The organism is Mesorhizobium sp. USDA 4775 (genome assembly GCF_054062655.1).
In genome coordinates, this window is record NZ_JBSSFM010000001.1 from 5,493,753 (window position 1) to 5,515,365 (window position 21,613).

Here is a 21,613-nt window from a genome sequence, read left to right on the forward strand (position 1 = left end):
GATGTTCATCCTGCGCTTCCTCTGGGCGGTCATCACCTCGCGCTTTCTCTGGACGCTGATCGGCATTGCGCTGCTTTCGCTTTTGATCTGGGTGTTCGGCCCGATCGTCCAGGTCGGCCCGTACGCGCCGTTCGAATCCGACAATGTGCGCATCGCCATCATCGCGGGGCTGATCATCCTGTGGCTGATCTGGCTGATCATCGCGCAACGGCGCGCGATCCGCGCCAACCGCATGTTCGTCGCCGAGATCTCGGCACCCGTGGCCGAAAAGCAGCTCACCCCCGGCGAAGAGAGCGTTGCAGCCGTAGGCGCCAAGTTCGGCGAGGTGATGGCCGAGCTCAAGCGGCGCAAGCTCGGCGGACGGAAGTTCCTGCGCGAGATGCCGTGGTATGTGATCGTCGGGCCTCCGGCCACCGGCAAGACCACGGCATTGCGCCAGTCGGGCCTCAATTTTCCAATCGATCTGACCGATGATCTGCAGGGTGTCGGCGGCACGCGCAACTGCGACTGGTTTTTCTCCGAGAACGCGGTGCTGATCGACACCGCGGGCCGCTACGTCCAGCAGGAGAGCCAGCCGGACGTCGACGCCGCGGAATGGCTGGGCTTCCTGGACCTTCTGAAGAAGCACCGGGGCCGGCGTGCGCTCAACGGCGTCATCGTCGCGCTGTCGATCGATGCCCTCTCGGAGGGCGACGAAGCAATCAAGGCGCACGGCCGCAAGATCCGCCGCCGACTGGCGGAGCTCAACGATCGACTGGAGATTCGTCTGCCTGTCTACCTGATGCTGACGAAGGCCGACCTGATCAAAGGGTTCGAAGCCTTCTTCGGCGGCTTGTCGACGAGTGCGCGCGAGCAGGTGTGGGGAACCACCTTTGCGCTGGATGCCCGCGTCAACGCAGGCATGATCCAGGCGGAGCTGGCCAGGCTTGGCACCGAGCTGGAGCGAAGGCTGGTGCCGCGCCTTGAAGACGAGGACAAGCTTGGCTCGCGCGCCGAGATCTTTCGCTTTCCGGCGCAGTTGGCGAGCCTCTGCGGGCCGATCCAGGTGCTGATCGAGGCGATGTTCGGCGAAAGCCGCTATGAGGAAGCCGCGTGGCTGCGCGGCCTTTATCTGACATCGGCGACACAGGAAGGTGCCCCCATCGACCGCCTGACCGCAGCGTTGTCATCGTCCTTCGGGCTGCCGCCGCGCCGCGCCATGCCGGCGGCGCGCGTCGAGAAGCGCAGCTTCTTCCTCAGGAACCTTCTCACCGAAGTGATCTTCAAGGAGGCTGGCCTTGGCACATTCGATCCGCTGGCGCAGCGCCGCCGCGCCTGGATCTGGCGCGGCGCCGCCGCCGCCTGTGCGCTCGCGGCCCTGCTGGCCGGCGGACTGTTCACCTGGTCCTACCTCGACAACCGCAATGCGATCACCGAACAGGCCGGCCAGTTCGAAGCCCTGCAAGGGCCGCTCACCCAAGTCGCCGCCACGCCGGCCGCGGTCGAGCAGCCGACCATGGATGGGGCGCTGGCGGCTATGGACGCGGTGGCGACCGCCCGAACGCCGCCGCCAGGCGCCGTCCATAACCTGCTCGGCCCGACCGCTTCGCCGGAGCTGGTGCGCGCACAGACCGATACCTACGACCATGCGCTGCGCAACGTGCTCGAGCCGCATATGGTCGCCCTGCTCGAGGCCACGATGTGGCGGCAAATCCGCGATCCGGATTTCATGCTCGGCGCGCTGAAGACCTACCGGATGATGACCGGCCTGTCGCAGATGGACACCGATTTCGTCCAGAACTGGTGGGTGAACAGCCTGCCGCAATTCGCGCCGGCACCGCCTTTCCCCACGGCCGACGCTGAAGAGCACCAAATCGCAGCCATCCGCCGCATGGCCGTCGACGACAGCTACATCGCGCCGGACAAGGCACTCGTCGCGGAGGCGCTGAAGACTGTATGCACCATCTCGCTGCCGCAGCGCGCCTACAAGCAGCTCCTGGCCGACCCGGAGGTAGCCGCCGTCAAGGAATGGGTGCCGGCCAATTTCGCCGGGCCGAACGGCGCCAAGGTGTTCGCGCGCCGCTCCGACAAGACGTTGCGCGTCGGTGTTCCTGGCCCCTACACCTATGCCGGTTTCCACGACGCGATCCTCGACCGGGTCGAGGATGTGGCGGGACAGGCGGCCCTCGATCGCGCGGTGTTTGCCGGCGGCTGCTCGGAGAATTCGGAGACGTCGGTCTCGGCGCTCTCGCAGGACATCTTGAAGCTTTACTATGACGACTATATCGCCCAGTGGGACTCTTTCCTGCGTGACATGCGGCTTGCGCCGCTTACCGATCTCAACATCGCCAGTGAAAACCTCAAGGATCTTTCCAGCGCCGACTCCGCGCTGAAGCGCCTGTTGACGGCAGTGGTGCAGGAGACCGACCTCACCCGCTCCGACGATGCGCCGGCCGACGACAAAAGTGGCGCTGCCGCCAAGACCGGCTCCAAGCTGCTCAGCAAACTCGGCAAGCTGGGCAAGGTGGTGACCTCGGGCGCCAAGCTCCTGCCGCGCGCCGGCTCCGCCAACCAGGTGGACATGACCGGCAGCTTGGTTGCCGAGCATTTCAAGCCGCTCAAAGGCACCATCGCCCAGGTCGACGGCCAGCCGCCGGCGCTCGACGCCGCCGTCGTGGCGCTGACGGCGCTGTCGAATGTGTTGCAGACGGTGACCGCCAATCCCAACCCGCAGGATGCAATCAAGAAGCAGGGCGGCCTCGCCGAACTGACGGGCGCCGTCGCCAGGCAGGCGCAGATCCTGCCTTCGCCGATCAACGAGTGGCTGGGCGGCATTGCCGGCGACACCAGCGGGCTGTCGCAGAAAGCCGTAACCAACGAGCTCAACGCCATCTGGCGGGCCGATATACTGCCCTTCTGCCAGGCGGCGCTCAACAACCGCTATCCGTTCAGCCCGGACAGCGCGGTCGATGTCAATGTGCGCGACTTCCAACGTCTGTTCGGGCCGACCGGCCTGATCGATGCCTTCACCACCGACCATTTGATCAACTATGTCGACACCGCCAGCGAGCCGTGGAAATGGCGTGCCGATTTCGGCCTCGACCCAGCGGCACTCGCAGCGTTCGAGCAGGCGAGGCATATCCGCGACGATCTGTTTCCGGGCGGCACCGGCCCGGTGATGAACTTCACGCTGGAGCCCAAGGACCTCTCCCCCAACGTGGCGCGTGTCACGCTCAACCTCGATGGCCAGAACCTCGTCTACTACAACAACGCCACCAGGCCGCAACCGATGACGTGGCCCGGCAAGGATGGCACCGGGGTGATCTCGCTCGCCTTCCAGCCGGTCGACGGCTCGCCCGAAGTGATGCTCAACGAGACCGGCAGCTGGGCGTGGCTCAGAATGCTGCGCGGCGGCCGCTTCGCCGCGACCAAGCTCACCGACGTCTATAGCCTGCGGCTCGGCACGAAGGGGATGTGGGCCGATTTCGAACTCAAAGCCGCCAGCGTCGAGAACCCCTACACGCTCGAAATGTTCAAGAAGTTCACATGTCCGCCGCAGATCTGATCGTGCCCGGCTTCTATGGCAAGATGCCCGCCACCGGCGATTTCGTGACCCGGCGGCTGCCGGCGGATTTCGTGCGTGGATGGGACCGCTGGCTGGCGCAGCATATCGTGCCGCTGTTCGGACTTAAAACCTGGCCGCAGCACATTGCGCTGCGTTTCCTCAGCGGGCCTGGTTCCTTCGGCGCCTCGGCCGGCATCCTACTGCAAAGCGCCGACAGGGTCGGCCGGCAATTTCCATTGAGCGTCGTCGCAAGGCTCCCGGAGGCGCCCCTTAAGCTGGCTTTTGCGGACGCATGGTTCGAAAGCATCGAAACCCTCGCCTTGGCGGCGCAGCGAGGAGAGTTGAGACCCGACGAACTCGACGCGGCACTGGCCGCCCTGCCCGTTCCGCTTATCGATGGCGAGGGCGATCTCATCGACGAGTTCGTGGCGTGGACGGCGCATACGGATATTTTCGATGTCGATCAGCAAGCGCCGCAGCCGACCCTGGAGCAGATCTTCGCCGCAAGCTGGGAGACCAGCTGATGCAGATCTGGAACCAGATGGGCTATCCGCATCAGTTCACCATGGGCATGGACAAGGCCGGCCACGAATGGATCGTGGTCGTGGTCAAGGGCACTTTCGATTTTCCAACGAAGCCTGGCGGGCTGGTGCAGAAATCGGCCGAACAGGTTCCGCTGGTCATGGCCGACACCCAGACCGGTGTGCCTGGCTATTCGGCGACGCTGTGGGAGACAGATTTCGCCTTCCGCAAGCCGCGCTGCGACGTGATCGCCAATGGCTGCGCCTATGCGCCGGGCGGACGGCCGGTCGAGCGCGTGCCGGTCGGGATCAAGGTCGGCAATTGGTCGAAGCTGTTCGAGGTGGTTGGCCACCGCGAATGGCGCTCCATCGGTCCGGTCTTTACCGCCACGTCGCCGCAACCCTTCGTGAAACTGCCCATCTCCTATGACGTTGCCTGGGGTGGCGTGGACAGGCTGGATCCGGAGGACAAGCTTCCGGCCAGCTACAAATACAACCCGGTCGGAACCGGATGGTCGCGCACCAAGAACCAGCGCCTAGTCCCAGGCCTGCGCCTGCCCAACACGCAGGCGGTCGGCGAGGAAGTGCGCTCACCCTTTGGCGACTACAAGCCGATGAGCTTTGGGCCGATGGGCCGCGGCTGGCCGGGACGCATCGAATATGGCGGCACTTACGACCAGAACTGGATCGACAATATTTTTCCGTTCCTTCCACCGGATTTCGATGAGCGCTATTTCCAGATGGCGCCGCCTGACCAGCAGATCGACCATCCGCGCGGCGGCGAGGACGTGCAGCTGATCAATCTGACGCCGATGGGCAAGGAAGTTTTCCGCCTGCCGGCGACGGCGTTGCCGATGACCTTGTTTAAGGAGCAGGACAAGGTGTTCGACGGTGAACTGTCTCCGGACACCATCCTGTTCGATCTAGAAAATCGACGATTCTCGCTGGTTTGGCGGTTGCAGCAGCGGCTCAAGCGCACGATCCTCGATTTTTCGGAATGCTGGATCGGGCCGCCGACGCAATCCATGCTGCGCGCACGAGCGACCGGGCGAACCTATGTCCGTGCAAACGGTGCTGACGCGGAAGAAGAAATCGAGGAGGCATGACACTCGAGCTCGACATCGTTTCGATCGGCATGGTGACCGCGGTCGGTCTCGACGCCCGCTCGGCATGCGCCGCAATGCGCGCCAAGCTCGACGGCTTCCAGGAAACCCGCTTCGTCGGCCCCGGCGGCGGCTGGCTGGTCGGCGCCCCGGTGCCGCTGCCGCGCAAGTTCACAGGAGAGAAACGGCTGGCCCACATGGCCGCGGCCGCCATCCTCGAGGCCTTCGAGCCCGTTCCTGAGGCGCATGGCACAGCAGCGCTCATCCTCTGCCTCCCCGAAGAAGACCGGCCCGGCCGGCTCGCCCCGGAAGCCGCACGCCTCGCTGCGCGCATCGCCGAGATCACCGGCATCGCCTCGCCGTACCGAACGCGAATCGTCGCCCACGGCCGGCCCTCCGGCCACGTCGCACTCGACCAGGCCCGTCGGCTGCTGGCCGACCGCAGCGTACCTTACGTGATGATCTGCGGCGTCGACAGCTACCTGGCGGGACTGACGATCGACCACTATCTGGCCGAACGACGCCTGCTCACCCCAGACAACCCTAATGGCTTCATCCCCGGCGAAGCTGCCGCTGCTATCCTCTGCACCCGCCCAGGCAGCGGCACCATGCGCCTCCTCGGCCTCGGCCTGGCCCGCGAGCCGGCCTATATCTACAACCATACCGATCTTCCTCTCCGCGGCGACGGCATGACCGCAGCCTACCGCATGGCTCTGGACGCCTCGGGGATGGAAATGCGCGATGTCGGTTACCGGATTTCGGATCTGATCGGCGAGAGCTATTTCTTCAAGCAGGCAGCGATTGCCTCGTTGCGGCTCGTCCGAGGCCATCATGGTTTCCAAGACTTCTGGAGCCCAGCTGAAAGTCTCGGCAATGTCGGAGCCGCTGTCGTGCCGATGACGGTTGGCATGGCCATGACAGCTGCCATGAAAGGGTACGACCGAGGCGATCCGGTGCTGATCGAGTCTTCGGGCGACGATGGTGCCTGCGGTGCGATGCTATTGACCGCAGGCCGAATGCCGCGGAGGCGGGTCGCCGCATGACCGTGTTCGCGAATGGGCTCGAGATCGCTTGCAAGGCGCAGACCAATCAGGTGATCGCGGCTTTTCCAGATGTCTGTTTCACGCCGCCGCAGACGCCGGCCACGCCGCCCGGCGTGCCGATTCCCTACCCAAGCTTTGGCACGGATTCCGACACGGACAAAGGGACGAGCACAGTCAAGATCGGCGGCAAGACCGTCACGCAGAAGAACCAGTCCTACTACACCAAGACCATGGGGACCGAAGCGGGATGTGCGCCGAAAAAGGGCGTCGTCAGCTCGCAAAACACCGGCAAGGAGTACGCCGAAGCTTGGTCCGGCAACGTCAAGATGGATGGAGAGCCGATCAGCCGGTTTACCGACATCTCAACGAATAACCATGCCTCGCCGGTCGGCAATGCACCGCCCTGGCCGAAGGTCGCGGCCGCCGACCTGAAACCCGGCCAGGACGCGGACTGCCTCGTCGGTTCCTATGATGACATCGCCGCTGCCTGCGCGAACGCGAAGCCTCCCGGCGAGGCGCATCATATCGTTCCGGACAAGGCCTACCGCACGGGCACGCGGGACCAGGCGATCGCCGCTGGGGCGGCCGGCGCCTCGACCATCACGCGAACCTTCGGCAGGCAGAAGCGGAACATCGGCGAGCGCGTGAAGAACGCGCCGTCGATCGGTGAAGGCGTCTGCATCTGTGTCAGCAAGTCGGCGCACAAGAAGATCCACAAGAAGGAGCGGGCAGCACTCAAGAAGCTCGGGCAGAAGGTACCGGCCAATCTGAAAGGCGCGGCCAAGAAGGCGCATATTGAGACCATGAAAAGCAACGGCACCTGGAACACCGCGAACCTCGGTGACATTATCGCTGAGTCGAAGAAGTCGATAAGCGACATCAAGCAGGATAAGAATGGCAATCCAACGGCCGCGTGCATCGCGAAGGCAAAGGCCGCGGTAACCAGGCAGACCGCAAACATCGGGCCGAACCAGGTCGGCCGCACATCAGGTACTCTTCCTAACAAGGCGGCGGCGAGCAAAATGCTGAACACGACAATATCATGAGCAACTACGATATCTGGGCGGCCTGTGCGCTGTCTGCCGACGGCTTCGCAATTTCGACCGGCCTGCTCGAGGACGGGCCGCAGTTCAGCAGGCTTACGCTCCACCGAGCGCCGGGCATGCCTGAATGGAACTATGTGCATTTCGAATCGACGCTCGTGTGGCTGACGAGACTCGACGGCTGGCGTCACGGGGCGCTGCTCGCGGCCCTCGGCATCGACGGCGATGTCAGCTTCGTCGGCCAGCAATTTGCCAGCGAGCAGATTCCGGAGGCGGGCGCCGGTGACGACGAAGAGGGCCGTGGCTCGATGAGCCAAATTCGGCAATTGGGCGACGAACTGATTGCCTGCGGATACGGCTCGCAAGTCTATGTGCGCGACACACGGGACGCGTGGACAAGAATAGCCGACTCGGATGACGAGGCTTTGGGCGACAACGCATTCGAGGCCGTGGCGCGAAACGCGAATGGGGAGTGGGCGGCATGCGGCAACACCGCCGCAGCCTTCCGTGAGCCGACCGCCGCCGAGCAAGCCGAACTCGACCGGATCGCAGAGACAGGCACGATGCCGCAATACCTTGCCGCGAAGGAGCGCTTCGAGACCCAGTTGGCAGGCGAAATCGGCTGCCTGTACGTGCGGAATAAACGCCGCTGGACAGGCGTGGACCTACCCGGCAGCACCTATCTTGAGGATGTTATCGTGCTAGAGGACGGTCGCTTTCTGGCGGCGGGCGGCGGTGGTCTGATCGTCGCAGGTCGGGATCCCGATGGCTTCGAGGATTTTTCGCAGCCGGGCTTCGCCGAGAACTACTGTTCCATCTGCCTAGTCGGTGGCCGGCCCCACCTTCTTGGCGATACGGTGATCCATGTCCTCGGCAAGGATTTGCAGTTGGAAGAGGAGATTGCCCTGCCGGACGAACTGCAGAGCCCGTTGCTCATTGATGTCGCGGATGGCGTGCTGTGGTATTTCGATCACAAGGGGGTCGCCAAACGGCGGCAAAACGCCTGGGTCATCACGGACCTGCCGGACGACGTATGGGAAGAAGTGCGCCACGACGGATAAGCGGGCGCGGCAGCTTGCTTAGTGATCTACACCCCGTTCGCCCCGAGATATTCTCTGACCTTTTTAAGGTCCAGCTCTGTGACCGGGATCGGGCGCTTCGCCTCCAGCATGCGCACGACGAACAGCTCGCCCGCTTCGGGATATTCGGCGAACCGTTCCTGAGCGATTCGCTTGCCCTCCGGTCCCGCCACCCACAGCCCGTCCAAATGCGCCTCCAGCCGCTCGACCAGCCGCGCGAGCCGCTCAGCGTCCATGTCGGGATTCTCGTCCGGGTGCAGCAGGTGCCGGTCGTAGACTGTCCACAGGAACGCCGCCATCTCCGCGTGCTGGCGCACGATTTTCGGAAGGACGGGTGCGCGCGGCATTAGTTGAGGTTGACCGAGCCACCGCGGATACGATTTGCCGCACTGGCATGGCTGGTGACATATGTGCCGCGAATGGTGATATGACCGTCTTTTTCGAGGATGATGGTCGCTTTGCCGCAGCGGAGTTCGACGCGTTCCTCGCCATGGATCCGCACCTGGCGCCCGTCACTGAACGCCCGCGGCCGCGGGTCGCGGGTCGGATCGACAATGCGTCCGACGATCAGCGGAAGTAGTGGATCCCCCTCCTCGAACAACAGTGCCACTTCGGAGGCGATCGCGTCCGGACCCAGCGCGACGAGGCTCTTCGCCTTGAGTGCGGTCTCCTTTGGATTGCCTGCAAATACGACCAGCGGCGTGGCCTCCTCGAAGCCCAACAGAACCCCGATAACGACACCCTCGATCCGCGATTTCAACGCAACCATTTCGAACCTCAATTCTGCAGGATGTTGCTGCCCTTCATGACGATATCGCTCGAAGCGTCGACATTGATCTTTCCCGAACCTTTGATCGTAATGTCCTTTCCCTTGATGGTGATCGTTCCATCCTTCTTCATAAGGATCTCTGCACTACCGGTCTTGATCGTTATCGAGTCCTTGGCTTCGATAGTCAGGTTCTTGCCGACCACCATCCCCGCATCCTCGCCGACTTGGGTGAGGCTCTTCTTGCCGATCTTGAGTTCGTGCGCCCCGTCGATCTGGGTCGAGGCATCCTGGCCGACCTTGACGGTCCATGTCTTGCTGATCTCGGTGTTCTGCGCGCCGCCGATTTTGAGGCCCTGATCGGCGCCGATCTCGATACTTTGGCTGGCCGCTACGTTCCAGCCATCATCCGCCCCGATATCGTGGCTCTGCCCCGCCCCCACCGTCACACTCCGCGACGCCCCGATCGTATTCGTTTGCGCCGCGCCGACGCTCCGTGTCTCGGTGGCGCCCACGGTATCGACGCGCGCCGCGCCGACCGTCACCGTCTGCACCAGCCCCACCGTCTGCGAATGGCTGGCGTCGATGTTTTCCGTCGAATTGGCGACGACATGGATCGTCTCGTTCGCCATCACCGTCAACGACCGGTTCGCGCCCACCGTCTCGGTGTCGTTCGACCCGATGTTCGTCGTCTGGTCGACGCCGACCTTGACGGTCTTGTTGTTGCCGACGTCCTCGTCGAGGTTATGGCCGACGGAGTGCTTGGCGTCATGGTCGATGCGGTCGGACTGGTCGTGCTGTACCGTCTTGTTGCGGTCGTGCTTGATCAGCAGATGGTGGTCCTTCTGCGCCTGGAAATTGACCAGTTCGGAACCGGCCTTGTCCTCGAACATCAACTCGTTGTAGCCGCCGCCGCCTTTCGAGGAATTCGACTTCCAGCCTGATTGCGTGGCGTTGGCAGGCAGCGCGTAGGGCGGCATCTCGGAGGCATTGTAGACGCGACCGGTGATGATCGGCAGGTCCGGGTCGCCCTCGATGAAATCGACGATGACCTCCTGGCCGATGCGCGGGATCTGGATGAAGCCCCAGCCGCTGCCAGCCCAGGTCTGAGACACGCGCACGAAACAGGACGAATTCTGGTCCTTCTTGCCGAGGCGGTCCCAGTGGAATTGCACCTTCACCCGCGCATATTTGTCGGTGAATATCTCTTCGCCCGAAGGGCCGACCACCGTTGCCGTCTGCGGGCCGCGCATGATCGGTCTGGGCGTGATGCGCGGTGGCCGATAGGGCAATTTCGTGGGCGCTACGCCCAGCACCACCTTGAAATTCTCGATGTGGGCTTCGTTCTGGGTCCGGTAGCCCGGATCGAACAGGCGGTATTCGGCGCTCACAACCAGATATTCCGTATTCTGGTCGTCGCGCGGAAAGCTTTCGAGCGTGAACTTGCAGCCGGAAAAAAGGCCACGCACCGTACCGACGGCGGTGTTGCGATGGTGCACTGCCTGAAGTTCCTCGCGGCGGATCCCCGCGATCGTGTCGCCGCGCCCGACATCGAGATGCGCTCCGGGCTGGCGGTAGTTTTCGCCGGAAGCCTCCTTGTGGCTGAAGGGCTGGGCGGACTTCGCCATCAGATCGGCGCCGGGCTTCTCGAAGTCATAGTCCGTATGGGCGTAGGCGCCTGGCCGCACCGCACTGCCCGGGATCCATTCGGTGATGTATTCAACGTCGCGTCGCGAGCCATAGCCCTCGAAATTATAAAGCACCTTCTCGTAGCCTGGAGCCGGCTTCAGCTTGCTCATCGCATCGCACAGCACGAGCGTGTGCTTGTCCTCGTCATGCTCGAAGAAATAGAAAATGCCTTCGTGCTCGAACAACCGCTGCACGAAATCGAGATCACTCTCGTCATACTGGACGCAGTATTCGCGCGATGGATACGAGCCCTGCAGGCGCTTCTCGAATTTTGCGATGCCGTATTTCGAAAAGATCTTCTCGACGATCTCCACAGCCGTCATGTTCTGGAAAATGCGGCAATCGGTAGTATTTCCGAGGAACCAGAGCCACGGCCTGACGGTGGCCTCGTAGTAGGCCAGCCGGTCTTCTATGCGCGTAAGCTTGAAATCCGACACCAGGCCGCTGAACCAACGCTTTGGATCGGATTCACCTTCGACCGAAACGACGCCGCCCAGCATCTTCAGCGGATCGACGTCTCGGCTCTTGCTGACGAACCCGACGGTATAGGCAAAACTTCGGCTGATCTCGTCACGACCGACGAGATGGGTGAAGGTCAGCACATCGGCGCCAACCGGCGTGTGTACAACCGTGGCACGTTCGTTCGCCATGGGGCGTGCCCCTCCTCGACGCAGCCGCCAGTGTGATGGATTGAAGCCCCCGCTCCGTAAATTGCATCACGCACGGGAGGTTTTCGAATTCACCGCATCGGACCTCTGCAAGCCTAGCATATGTTTGATGGAGGCCAAACAGAAGCAATGTCTAAACCGTGGCGTGCATTCATGTGAAGCGCACCTCTCCCACTGCGCTGGCAAGATGCTAGAATGCCTAGGATTTCAGGTTTGCCAGTGGCGTCGAATGTTCATTTCGCTCCAGATCAGCAATGTTGACAGACTGCCGCCAGGCATTGCGACGAGCTATGCCGCCCGCGACCGCAGCTTCGAAATCGGGCGCGAAAATTGCGACTGGACACTTACCGACCCCGACAAGTTCATCTCGGGCCGGCATTGCGAAGTCCATTATCAGGCGGGCTCGTTCTGGCTTCATGACGTCTCGCGCAACGGCACTTTCGTCAACGGCTCCAGCCAGCGCATGAATGCGCCGCATCGGCTGACCCAAGGCGACCGGCTGCTGATCGGCCGTTATGTCGTCGCCGTTTCGGTCGACGAAGAGCGCGCCGCCACCGGCCATCCGCAAGCCAGGACCGGTTCAACGCAACGCGAGTTGCCGCCCTCGACGGGAAGGCCGCTGGAACTTGGCAGCGCGCCATTCCACAATCCAGCGGGGCAGCGCCCGGCCGGGTCAACGCCGATGCCGACGTCTTCGGCGCTGCAGCCCGGCCCCGCTGTCCCGGTCAAGCAGTCGGCGGAAGCGGACGGGATACTGCGCGATATCGCCAGGGCGGCCGGCTTATCGCCGGAGCTGTTGCAGTCGCGCGACCCGCATGACGTCGCTGCGGAGATCGGTGCGGTGCTGAGAACCACGGTCGAGCAGCTGTCCTTGCTGCTCAAGGCGCGGGCGGCGGCCAAGGTGCTCGCCAAAAGCGCGCACCGCACGATGATCAGTGCCGAGGACAACAACCCGCTGAAATTCGTGCCGGGCACCGACGACATACTCGAGATCATGTTTGCCAAGCGCCGGGCCGGCTATCTCGATGCCAGACACAGCATCGAGGATGCGTTCCGCGACCTGAAGACCCACGAAATCGCAACCTACGCCGCCATGCAGGCCGCGCTCTCGCGGCTCCTCGACGACCTGTCGCCGGAGGCGATCGCCAAAAGAATCCCGCCTGCGTCCTTTTCGTCCAGGAAAAGCCAGGCCTGGGACGCGCTCGTCGCAACGTGGCGGACGATGGAAGACAAGCACGAAAACGGCATGCTGGATGTCTTCCTCGCCTATTTCGCCGAAGCCTACGCCAAGGCAGGCAAGCAGAAATAGCCGCGCTCGGCAAATGTCGTCAGCAACGCTCTTACGGGCTGTGTGAGGGACCCCGTGGAAGAAGCCGCTTCCTTGATCATCCTGCTTTCCGATTTCAATCGGCTTGCCGTGCGACTAGGATAGCGCATGGGCGCTTGCCTGGCTGGCAAAGCGGTGTGGCTTGGGGCGTGTGCAGGAATGTCATGTTTCGGCAAGATCAGTCTTTCCATCCGGCTCGCTGTTGATACCCAGCCTGGTACGCGCACCTCGACGGTGGTGCGCCGATGAGCTCGAAGGACGATCCCTCCGAGCCGCCGGATAAGACCGTCATCCGCGCACCACGGCCAAGACAAAAGCCGCGCGTGGCTCCCGATCGTTCCGGTGCGCCATCACCCGCCAGGGAATCGACAGTGTTCGACCCCGGCCTCGGCCGACAAATGCCCCCCGGCTGGTCGTCCGGAACCGTGGTCTTTCAGGAAGCCGGCCACGGGGCTGAGCCCGCGGCGGCACCGGCGTTGCAGCAGGACGCCTTGCTCGACGCCACAGCTGGCGTGAAGTATGCCGCGACAAATCCTATTCTATCCGCCGCAGCCCCCTTGCTCATGCTGTTCGGTCAGCTACGGCTGATACCGGTCGAACGGCAAGCCGCGGCCTTGGCGGAGCATATCGCAGACGCCATCGAGACCTTCGACCATACCATCGCCAAAGCCGGCATTGGGGAAGAAGACGCACGGATCGCGAAATTCGCGCTTTGCGAAACCGCCGACGATCTCGTCGGCAACCTGCCCTGGCCGAACAAGGAAAGCTGGCTTCAGCACAGTCTGGTGGCGCGGTTCTTCCACACACGACCGACAGGCACCGGCTTCTATGAAGCGCTGAACAACCTCCTCGCCAAGCCTGAAGCGCATTACGACCTGCTCGAATTGATGCATGCCTGCCTGTCGCTGGGGTTCGAGGGCCAGTATCGGGGATTGTCCAGCGAACGGAACACACTCGAGCGCGTCCGGCGCGACGTCTACGACACGCTGCGCTATTTCAGGCCGCGCGCCGCCGAGGACATTTCGCCCCGGTGGCAAGGCATGGCGGCGGCAATGACCAGGCCAAGAGGGCGGCTGCCTCTATGGGCGATCGCAGCCGCCGCGGCGACCCTGGTGACGGCGGCTTTTTTCGGGCTACGGATCCTGATCACCGATGAAGGCGATGCAACCGCCGGCGCGCTGCTGGCGCTCAATCCTTCCACCCCGGTCACCATTGAACGCGCCAGCGTGGCGGCACCCGCCGAACCGGTGCAAGCCAAACCGCCGCCACCCTCTCCCCCGGACACCACGCAGATCGACCGCATCCGCGCGGCACTCGCCCAGGAGATCGCCGCCGGCGGACTGAACGTCGGTACGAAGGGCGACTTCATCGTCGTCGAGATCAGCAACCAGCTTCTGTTCGCATCCGGCCAGGCTGATTTGAAAGCACAGTTCCAGCCGATCGCGGCCGATATCGCCACGGCGCTCGACGCCGAAGCCGGACCGATCAAGATCGTCGGCCACACCGACAATGTGAAGCCGAAGAAGTCGAGCACGTTCAAATCGAATTTCGATCTCTCGGTCGCCCGCGCGAAGGCCGTGCAGGCGATGATCGCCAGGCAATTGAAGGATCCGTCGCGTCTGAGCGTGGACGGCAAGGGCGAAGACGAACCCATCGCCGACAACGCGACGGCGGACGGCCGCGCCAAGAACCGCCGCGTCGACGTGATGATCCCGAAACAGGAGACCTTGCAGACCGGCTCGGCGGAGAACGGCAACTAATGGGCTGGGTGCTGCGGATATTCAGCGTGCTCGCCCTGGCCGGCTTCTCGGCCGCCGTCTGGTATGCCGGACCGCTGATCCGCTTCGCCGATACCCGCCCGCTCGGATCCGTGTGGCTCAGGGCGGTCATCATCGGGGTAACGGTGGCCGTGCTGGCGTTGTTCTACGGCATCGGCTTCTGGCAAAGGCGCAAGGCGCAAAGGGCGCTCGAAGCGGCCATCGTGCGCAGCGACGAGCGCAACGACGATGCACAGGTGCTCGAAGCGCGCATGAGCGAGGCCATCGCGACGCTGAAGCGGACGAGCGGCAAGCGCAACTTCCTCTATGATATTCCCTGGTACATCATCATCGGCCCGCCAGGCGCCGGGAAGACGACGGCTCTGGTCAATTCCGGGCTGAAATTTCCGCTTGCGGGCTCCGGCAATGCCCAGCCGGTGGCCGGCGTCGGCGGCACGCGGTCTTGCGACTGGTGGTTTACCGATGAGGCGGTGCTGATCGACACGGCCGGCCGCTACACGACGCAGGAATCGGACCGCGAGCGCGACAAGGCAAGCTGGCTTGCTTTCCTCGGATTGCTCAAGAAAAACCGCGTAAGGCAGCCGATCAACGGCGTGATCCTGGCCATCAGCCTCGCCGATCTCATTGGCCTCGACGACCAGCAAATCGAGGCGCATGTGACCGAGATAAGAAGCCGCCTGCGCGAATTGCACGAGACGCTGAAGATCCAGTTTCCCGTCTATCTGCTTTTCACCAAGGCCGATCTCGTCTCCGGCTTCATGGATTATTTCGGCCAATTCGACGAAGCAGGCAGGCGCAAGGTGTGGGGCGCGACGTTCCAGACCGCCGATCGCACAAGGAACATGGCCGGCGAGGCGCCGGCCGAATTCGACGGGCTGGCGAAGCGCTTGGCGGAAGAAGTTGTCGATCGCTTGCAGGAGGAGGCCGACCCGGTGGCGCGCATCGCCATCTTCGGCTTCCCGGCACAGTTCGGTGCGCTGGGGAACCGGATAGCGCATTTTATCGGTAGCTTGTTCGATGCCTCTCGATCGCATGTCAATGTCAGCCTGCGGGGCCTCTATTTCTCCTCTGGTACTCAGGAAGGAACCCCGTTCGACCAGGTGCTGGGCACGATCGGCCGCAGCTTCGGCAGCACCTCGCAGGCGCATCTTTCCGGCATCGGCAAGAGCTTCTTCCTGCACGATCTGCTGACCAATGTGATCTTCCCGGAATCGGGCTGGGTATCCTTCGACCGAGCGGCCGAACGGCGCGCCAGGCTCGCGAGATTTGGCGGCCTCGCCGCCATTGCGCTGGCGGCCTTGGCGGCTCTCGGCGTGCTTGGCCTCAGCTTCTTCGCCAACAAGTCGCTGATCGCCTCCACCCGGCAGGCGATGGCACAGTATCGCGACAGCGCCGATTCACTGCTGAAGAGCACGACGGTGACCGACGTTGATCTCGAAAACGTCATCGGCCCGCTCGACCAGTTGCGCAACCTGCCGGCTGGCTACGAGAACGGCGACCAGGCAAAGCCGATCGAGGAGACGTTCGGGCTCAGCCAGCGCGAGAGGCTGCTGTCGGCCTCCAGGACCGCCTACCGACAAGCGCTCGAGCGGACATTCCGCTCCCGGCTGCTGGTGCAGGCCGAGCGCACCATCCAGGCCAAGATGGCCGATCCGATCGCGCTTTACGAACCGCTGAAGATCTACCTGATGCTGGGCGGCAAGGCTCCGAAGGTCGATGACGAGTTGATTGTCTCCTGGATGAGGCAGGATTGGGAAGAGAACCGCTATCCCGGCGAGAACAACCGCGAGGGCCGCGCGCAGCTCGAAAAGCATCTGCGTGCGATGCTCGCGCTCGACGACGCCTACGATCCCGTCTTTGAGCTCAACCAGCCACTGATCGAAGCCGCGCAACGCTCGCTTGGGCGCATGAGCCTTGCCGACCGCGCTTCGGCGCTGATCAGGTCGGCAGTCTACGCCGCAAGGCTGGAGGACCTCTCCGTCGCCGCGAAAGCCGGTCCCGAGACGCAGCTGCTGTTCGAACGCATGGATGGCAGCGACCTCGCCGATCTCAACGTTCCTGGACTTTACACGCGCGCCGGCTTCAACCGCTTCTTCCTGCCGCAGCTCTCGCGCATCGCGCAAATGCTCGTCAACGACCAGTGGGTGCTCGGCGGAGGTGGCGAACAGGGCGGCATCGACCAAGACCTGCCCAAGCTCGGCCCCGAACTGATCGACCGCTACGGCAAGGAATTCTCTTCCGCATGGAACCGCGTGCTCGACCAGCTCAAGTTCAAGGCGTTGCTCAAGGACAAGCCGCAATATCTCGCGCTTTCCGCCCTCGCCGCACCGGACTCGCCTCTCGATCAGCTGTTCACCGCGATCGCCGATGAGACCGCATTGACGAAGCAGAACACCACGGCCGAGGGCGAGAGCGCAGCGCAAGAAGACCCCGCCAGCATGGCCAAAGGTCTGGCACGCATCGGCCTGCAGATCGCTGGCGGCAAGTCGCAGAGCCGAGCCGGATTGGACCCGGCTGTCGCGCAGAATGCCGGTGCGAGCGTCGAGGCACAGTTTCGACCGTTCCAGGCCCTGGTCAGCGGCGCCAGTGGACGGCGGCCGCTCGATGCGTTGACGCGGAATTTCCGCGACATCTTTCAAAGCCTCAAGCTTTCGGCCGATGTCCCTTCCCAGACCGAACGCGTCAACGCCAACCTGCAGCTGCAGATCTCCACGCTGCGCGCAAACGCCTCGCGCCTTCCGAAGCCGCTTGCGCGCATGGTCAACGCGGCAGCGGACGAGTTTGAAGGCAATGTCGCGGAAGCTTCGGTGGCCAACCTCAACCAGAACCTCGACCAGACGGTCACACGAGCCTGCGAAGAGGCGGTCAACGGTCGCTATCCCTTCGTCAGTGACGGCACCGAAGAGATCTCGATAGCGGATTTCGCCAAGCTCTTCGCGCCGGGCGGGCTGATGGACCGCTTCTTCGCGCAGAACCTTGCGCCGCTGATCGACATGACCGGCCAGGAATGGACCTGGAGACAGGACGCCCGCTCCAGCCGCGACCTGGCGAAGTCGACCTTGAAATCATTTCAGGCGGCCGCCGAAATCCGCAGCGCCTTCTTCCCTTCCGGCGGCTCGGTGCCGTCGGTTTCGATCACCATCACGCCTTTTTCGCTGAATAGCGACGCAGACAACGCGGTTCTCGACATTGACGGCCAGACCGTCCAGGGCAGCCAAACGGGGAACGCGCCAAGCACAGTGACCTGGCCGAACAGCACTGCCTCTGGTTCCGCCAGCCTAAGCCTGATGCCGGAAATGCCAGGCCGCGACTCCGCTCTCAAATTCGAAGGACCGTGGGCCTTGAAGCGTCTGTTGGACAAGGCGACCATCACCGCCAATGGCGCCGACACCGAAGCTCGCTTCGTGATCGGCGGACGAGACGTCGCTTACACGATGCAGACCGGACCGGGGGCCAATCCATTCCTGCTGCCGGCCCTGTCCGGTTTCAGCTGTCCAAAGGCGTTCTGACATGGCTGTGTTCCAGCGCGCCGCCGGCCGCAGCCCTCATTTCGGTACTCTAACGTATGCGCTTGTGGCAAAGTGGCCTGGGCACGCCGCCCATGATTGGTCACAGAGGACGCTCGCGAAGCGCTTGGTGGCAAATTGAGTTCTGTCGCCCTTCCCATCGAAAGCTTCGGCGTAAGCCATAAGGGCTGCGTGCGCGACCACAATGAGGACAACTACCTGATAGAGCCGCAGACCGGCCTGTGGGTGGTGGCCGATGGCATGGGCGGGCACGAGGCCGGCGAGGTCGCATCGGCCAGCATCGTCGATCATCTGGCGACGATCGGCATTGCAAGCTCGGCGCCGGACCTTCGCGCGCGCTTCGAAGACCGGCTGAGCCGCGCCAATTCCGAAATCCGCGACATCTCGCGATCCCGCGGCATCACCATCGGGTCCACCTTCGCGGCCTTGCTTGCAATGGACGGACGCTTCGCTGGCCTGTGGGCCGGCGACAGCCGCATCTATCTGGTCCGCAACGGTGTGATCTTTCAGGTCTCGAAGGATCACACCGAGGTCCAGGAACTGCTGGACCGCGGCATGATCAGCGCGGAGGAAGCGCTTACCTGGCCGCGCCGCCATGTCATCACCCATGCCGTCGGCGTCAGCGATGAGCTCGAGATCGATTTCCAGCAGGGCGAGCTGATGCCGGGGGATGTTTTCGTCCTGAGCACCGACGGACTGACGGCGCATGTCAGCGACGCCGAGATCGAAGCCGCAGTGATATCCGCAACGCCGCAGGCGGCGTGCCGGAGCCTGCTGGAGACGGTGCTGGCGCGCGGCGGAACCGACAATGTGACCATCGTACTCGTGAAGATCGGCGGCGGACGCAACGGTGCGCTCCATTCGGATCGGTCCGGAGCGGAGAGCCTGGCGAGATGAGCGACGACGACAAGACCCGGATATCGACGAACGACATCTATGCCGGCGTCGGCACGCAGCTCAGCGGCATTTACGAACTCGACGAGAAGATCGCCTCCGGCGGCATGGGAGAGGTCTATCGCGGCCACAACATCCAAACCGGCGACCATGTGGCGATCAAGATCGTATTGCCCGAATTCGCCCGCGATCAGACGATCCTGTCGCTGTTCCGCAAGGAAGCGTCGATCCTCAATCACCTGTCGCATGACGCAGTGGTGCGCTATCACGTCTTCACCATCGATCCGAGGATCGGCCGCCCCTATCTGGCGATGGAGTTCGTGGACGGCCAGTCGCTGTTCGACGTGATGCGTCGCGGACCGATGCCGGCGGAAGAAGTGCGGCGCCTTTGCCATCGCCTGACGTCGGGGCTCGCCGCCGTGCACCGGGCGGGCGCGGTTCACCGCGACCTCTCGCCGGACAACATCATCCTGCCTGGCGGGCAGGTGGAAAGCGCCAAGATCATCGATTTCGGCATAGCCCGGTCGGCGACCGCAGGCGGTGAAACGCTGATCGGCGGGAAGTTCGCCGGCAAATACAATTACGTCTCGCCCGAACAGCTCGGTCTCTATGGCGGTGAGGTCAGCGAGCAGTCCGATATCTATAGTCTCGGACTGGTGCTCGCCGCGGCATTGCGCGGAAAGCCGCTCGATATGAGCGGCTCGCAATACGAGGTGATCGAGAAACGGCGGACCGTGCCGGACCTGTCTGACATCGACCCCGATTTCCAAGAGCTCATTGCCGCGATGCTGCAGCCGGATCCGCGGGATCGGCCTGCCAGCATGGCCGAGATCGCCAGGGCAACGCGTGGCGAGGATGTCGACGTGACATTGCCGCCGGCATCGTATGGTCCGCGTGACCGCGCGGGCTTGCCGCGCGCCGGCTGGACGGCGCTGTCCGACACCGGGCCGCAGCCTTCGACGTCCGCGGGCGAAAAGCACTTTGTTGAACATGTGCGACCGGCGCATCTGTCACAACCACGGCCTGCGCCAGCGCCCGCGCCGGCCAGCACGCCCATGCCGGCCGCGCCGCGAAAATTGTCGCGGATGCCGGCTGTCGCCGGCGGCCTCGTGACGCTGGCGGTCCTGTTGGGCGGCGGCCTTTACTTCAGCGGCATCCTGGCGCCTCCGCCTGCCGAAGAGAAACTCAAACCGTTGACTCCGAAGCCGGTGCCCAAACCCGTTGTTGAAGCCCCCAAGCCGGTGGCTCAAACGCCGCAGCCGGAAGCATCGAACCCTCAGCCGCCGATGCAGCCTCAGCCAGAGCCTTCAAAACCCGACAATGCCGCCACTATCGAGACGGTGAACCCACCTGCCCTACCGGATGCACAGGTGAAGACCCCAGTGCCGGCCGAGAACCAGGCGGACGCTACGGGCCAGCAGAAACCGGAGGCGGCCAAGCCTACCGAAATCCCCATGCCGACCACCAGGCCCGAGGTGCCGCCGGCAACAGAAGCACGGCAACCCGCTGAGCAGGCGCCGGTAGCGCCGCCCGTCGGCAAGCCAGCGCCGTCCGAAACCACGGCCAACAGTCAGGCGCAAGCGCCCCCGGTCGAGACCAAGCCTGCCCAAAACCCGACCGCTAACCCACCGAAGACGTCCACGCCAAGCCAGGCGGAGGCAGAGAGCAAGCCGGCGCAGCAGGCAAACCCGCCGGCGACAGAACCCAGCGCAACGGACCTGGTCGAGATCCTTTCCAAGCTGGCCAAGCCGGAGGCTTCCTCGCCACCGACCTCGGAGAGCCGGTTGCCGGCGCAGCCGACCAGCCCGCCGGCTAAACCGGTGGCCCCGCCCCCGGCCGCCAGCGAGCTGACGCCACCAACCTCGCCCCAAGAGCCGACACAGGCAGCGCAGCCGTCCCAGCAACCGCAGCCGCCGGTAACCACACGGCCCGAAAATACCGAAGTGGCGATCAATGTGCCAAAAGCCGGCGGTTCCGCCGGCGAAGCCGGTCGACGAGGCGGCGCAACGCGCCTCATGGGTGCGCGACTTCAGCGGCGGCGACTGTTTCTATGCGTCGCTGACATCGCAAACCGCCAGCTCCGCCGCCATCGAAGGCCTCGCAACAGCCGTGCAGCCCTTCGAGCAGATGCTCAATGATTTTCGCTCGAGGTTCCATCTCGAGCCGGACATCAATGTCCGTCTCATCGAACAGCCCCAGTGTGAAGTGACCAACTTCCTGCGCGTCCTCGACCGGAACCGTGTGGAAAGTCCGCGGCTCGTTCTCGACCGGACATCGGTGCCGGATGGCGCGCCGATCAGCGGCACTCTGGTAACGCGTGGCGGGTTGGTTTCCAACGTCATGTTAATCGACCACAGGGGCATCGCCTTCAACCTCGATGATCGCATCGTGGCGCAGACCGACAAGGCGACCTTCAACATCCCGATCGGTCTAGGCGCCGCCGACAAGGCGGCCGGCAAACCCCTGCCGCAGATCATGCTGGTGATCACCGGACCAAAGGACATTCAGGCCGCGATGTTCTCGAGACCGACACCGGTCTCCGAGCTTTTGCCAAAGATCCTCGAGGAGATCGGCGCCGACGGCCCGCAGTTCTCCGCCACCGCCAAATATTTCCAGCTCGGCGGATAGATA

13 protein-coding genes and 1 pseudogene are annotated in these 21,613 nt (G+C 63.6%); 11 read left to right on the plus strand and 3 right to left on the minus strand.

The genetic code is table 11. From position 1 onward, the window contains the following. Position 1 precedes the first annotated feature (1 nt). From tssM (ACVILI_RS26905) to ACVILI_RS26930, 6 genes are read left to right on the plus strand one after another with little or no spacing between them, the layout of a single operon-like run. A complete protein-coding gene (tssM, locus tag ACVILI_RS26905) occupies positions 2 to 3,544 on the plus strand; it encodes a type VI secretion system membrane subunit TssM (protein ID WP_038648623.1) in 3,543 nt (1,180 codons plus the stop codon). Then, complete coding sequence (gene tagF / locus ACVILI_RS26910) at positions 3,526 to 4,068, plus strand: type VI secretion system-associated protein TagF (protein ID WP_084791630.1); 543 nt, start codon at positions 3,526 to 3,528, stop codon at positions 4,066 to 4,068. The genes tssM (ACVILI_RS26905) and tagF overlap by 19 nt, the downstream gene beginning before the upstream one ends. Then, a complete protein-coding gene (locus tag ACVILI_RS26915) occupies positions 4,068 to 5,171 on the plus strand; it encodes a DUF2169 family type VI secretion system accessory protein (RefSeq protein ID WP_038648625.1) in 1,104 nt (367 codons plus the stop codon). The genes tagF and ACVILI_RS26915 overlap by 1 nt, the downstream gene beginning before the upstream one ends. Next, the gene (locus tag ACVILI_RS26920; protein ID WP_038648628.1) at positions 5,168 to 6,211 is read left to right on the plus strand and encodes a 3-oxoacyl-ACP synthase; all 1,044 of its coding nucleotides are present in this window, start codon (positions 5,168 to 5,170) and stop codon (positions 6,209 to 6,211) included. Before ACVILI_RS26915 ends, ACVILI_RS26920 begins: the two co-directional genes overlap by 4 nt. Continuing rightward, positions 6,208 to 7,257: a DUF4150 domain-containing protein gene (locus tag ACVILI_RS26925; RefSeq protein ID WP_019859801.1), complete on the plus strand. Its 1,050-nt coding sequence runs from the start codon at positions 6,208 to 6,210 to the stop codon at positions 7,255 to 7,257. Before ACVILI_RS26920 ends, ACVILI_RS26925 begins: the two co-directional genes overlap by 4 nt. Then, positions 7,254 to 8,315 (plus strand): hypothetical protein, encoded by a 1,062-nt coding sequence (locus tag ACVILI_RS26930; RefSeq protein WP_038648630.1) that lies wholly within the window; start codon positions 7,254 to 7,256, stop codon positions 8,313 to 8,315. The genes ACVILI_RS26925 and ACVILI_RS26930 overlap by 4 nt, the downstream gene beginning before the upstream one ends. 26 nt (positions 8,316 to 8,341) lie before the next feature. Here ACVILI_RS26930 and ACVILI_RS26935 read toward each other — a convergent pair whose 3' ends face one another. The 3 genes from ACVILI_RS26935 to tssI are packed head-to-tail and all read right to left on the minus strand — an operon-like array spanning position 8,342 to position 11,438. Next, positions 8,342 to 8,680 (minus strand): hypothetical protein, encoded by a 339-nt coding sequence (locus tag ACVILI_RS26935; protein ID WP_019859804.1) that lies wholly within the window; start codon positions 8,678 to 8,680, stop codon positions 8,342 to 8,344. Then, a complete protein-coding gene (locus ACVILI_RS26940) occupies positions 8,680 to 9,102 on the minus strand; it encodes a DUF6484 domain-containing protein (RefSeq protein ID WP_019859805.1) in 423 nt (140 codons plus the stop codon). The genes ACVILI_RS26935 and ACVILI_RS26940 overlap by 1 nt, the downstream gene beginning before the upstream one ends. Before the next feature lie 8 nt (positions 9,103 to 9,110). After that, the gene (gene tssI / locus ACVILI_RS26945; protein WP_019859806.1) at positions 9,111 to 11,438 is read right to left on the minus strand and encodes a type VI secretion system Vgr family protein; all 2,328 of its coding nucleotides are present in this window, start codon (positions 11,436 to 11,438) and stop codon (positions 9,111 to 9,113) included. A 247-nt stretch (positions 11,439 to 11,685) separates the two neighbouring features. Between tssI and tagH the strand changes: the two genes are divergently transcribed. From tagH to ACVILI_RS26970, 5 genes and pseudogenes are all read left to right on the plus strand, one after another. Further along, complete coding sequence (gene tagH, locus ACVILI_RS26950) at positions 11,686 to 12,765, plus strand: type VI secretion system-associated FHA domain protein TagH (protein WP_038648634.1); 1,080 nt, start codon at positions 11,686 to 11,688, stop codon at positions 12,763 to 12,765. A gap of 263 nt (positions 12,766 to 13,028) precedes the next feature. Next, on the plus strand, positions 13,029 to 14,543 hold the full coding sequence (gene tssL / locus ACVILI_RS26955) for a type VI secretion system protein TssL, long form (protein ID WP_038648637.1): 1,515 nt from the start codon (positions 13,029 to 13,031) through the stop codon (positions 14,541 to 14,543). Then, positions 14,543 to 18,070, plus strand: a complete 3,528-nt coding sequence (tssM, locus tag ACVILI_RS26960; RefSeq protein WP_038648640.1) for a type VI secretion system membrane subunit TssM — start codon at positions 14,543 to 14,545, stop codon at positions 18,068 to 18,070. Before tssL ends, tssM (ACVILI_RS26960) begins: the two co-directional genes overlap by 1 nt. 135 nt (positions 18,071 to 18,205) lie before the next feature. After that, a complete protein-coding gene (locus ACVILI_RS26965; protein WP_032921227.1) occupies positions 18,206 to 18,985 on the plus strand; it encodes a PP2C family protein-serine/threonine phosphatase in 780 nt (259 codons plus the stop codon). Then, positions 18,982 to 21,610 (plus strand): annotated as a pseudogene (locus ACVILI_RS26970) (protein kinase domain-containing protein). The gene ACVILI_RS26965 and the pseudogene ACVILI_RS26970 overlap by 4 nt, the downstream one beginning before the upstream one ends. The last annotated feature ends 3 nt before the right edge of the window (positions 21,611 to 21,613 follow it).